The organism is Mesorhizobium sp. M7A.F.Ca.US.005.03.2.1 (assembly GCF_003997795.1).
In the GTDB taxonomy this organism is placed as follows: Bacteria; Pseudomonadota; Alphaproteobacteria; order Rhizobiales; family Rhizobiaceae; genus Mesorhizobium; species Mesorhizobium ciceri.
Map to the genome: position 1 here is coordinate 1 of NZ_RZRP01001217.1, position 1364 is coordinate 1364.

Here is a 1364-nt window from a genome sequence, read left to right on the forward strand (position 1 = left end):
GGCCGGAGGCCGGCTCCGAGCCGGTGCGGCCATTCTGCGGCCCCGGTTCCACCGCAGCACCCTTGCCGGCGTCATAGAGATCGATGATTTCAGCCAGGCGTTCCGGCGTCAGATCCTCGAACGTGTCCTTGAAGATCATCACCATCGGCGCGTTGACGCAGGCACCGAGGCATTCCACCTCTTCCCAGGACAAGGTTCCCTTGTCGTTGGTGTGGAACTGGTCGTGATGGATTTTGGAGCGGCAGACATCCATCAGCGCTTCCGAACCGCGCAGCATGCAGGGCGTGGTGCCGCAGACCTGGATGTGCGCACGCGTGCCGACCGGATTCAACTGGTACTGCGTGTAGAAGGTCGCGACTTCCAGCCCGCGGATGCGCGGCATGCCGAGCATGTCGGAGATCGTCTCGATCGCCGCCTTCGTCACCCAACCTTCCTGCTCCTGTGCTATCATCAGAAGCGGGATGATGGCCGACTGTTCACGGCCCTTCGGGTACTTCTTGATCCATTGCTTCGCAGCCGCGGCATTCGCCCGGTTGAAGGCGAAGGATGCTGGCTGGACGCTGGCTTCTGCGAGACGGCGGACTGACATTTAGCGATCGACCTCACCAAACACGATGTCGAGGGAGCCGAGAACGGCGGTGACGTCGGCCAGCATGTGGCCGCGGCAGAGGAAATCCATCGCCTGCAGATGCGCGAAACCCGGCGCGCGCAGCTTGCAGCGGTAGGGCTTGTTGGAGCCGTCGGAAACCAGATAGACGCCGAATTCGCCCTTCGGCGCCTCGACAGCGGCGTAAACCTCGCCGGCCGGCACGCGATAACCCTCGGTGTAGAGCTTGAAGTGATGGATCAGCGCTTCCATCGAGCGCTTCATTGCCTGGCGCTTGGGCGGCACCACCTTGCCATCGAGGTTCGACACCGGGCCGGTGCTCTCCTTGCCGAGCAAAAGGTCGACGCACTGGCGCATAATCTTCGCCGACTGGCGCATTTCTTCCATGCGCACGAGGTAGCGGTCGAAGCAGTCGCCGTTCTTGCCGATCGGAATATCGAAATCCATCTCCGAATAGCATTCATAGGGTTGCGACTTGCGCAGATCCCAGGCTGCACCCGAGCCACGCACCATCACGCCCGAAAAACCCCAGGCCCAGGCATCCGCCAGCGAGACGATGCCGATATCGACATTGCGCTGCTTGAAGATGCGGTTGCCGGTCAGCAGCCGGTCGAGGTCGTCGATCGACTTCAGGAACGGGTCGATCCACTTGCCGATGTCCTCGACCAGTTGACGCGGCAGGTCCTGATGGACGCCGCCGGGCCGAAAATAAGCGGCATGCATGCGCGAACCGGAGGCGCGCTCATAGAACACCATC

2 protein-coding genes are annotated in these 1364 nt (G+C 62.2%); both read right to left on the reverse strand.

Features of this window, described 5'->3' with window-relative positions; translation table 11 throughout:
• Positions 1 to 589, reverse strand: a 589-nt coding sequence (gene nuoE / locus EN991_RS36410) for an NADH-quinone oxidoreductase subunit NuoE (protein WP_127370529.1), incomplete at its 3' end; no start/stop codon positions are given.
• A partial coding sequence (locus EN991_RS36415; RefSeq protein ID WP_127370530.1) for an NADH-quinone oxidoreductase subunit D occupies positions 590 to 1364 on the reverse strand: 775 nt, incomplete at its 5' end.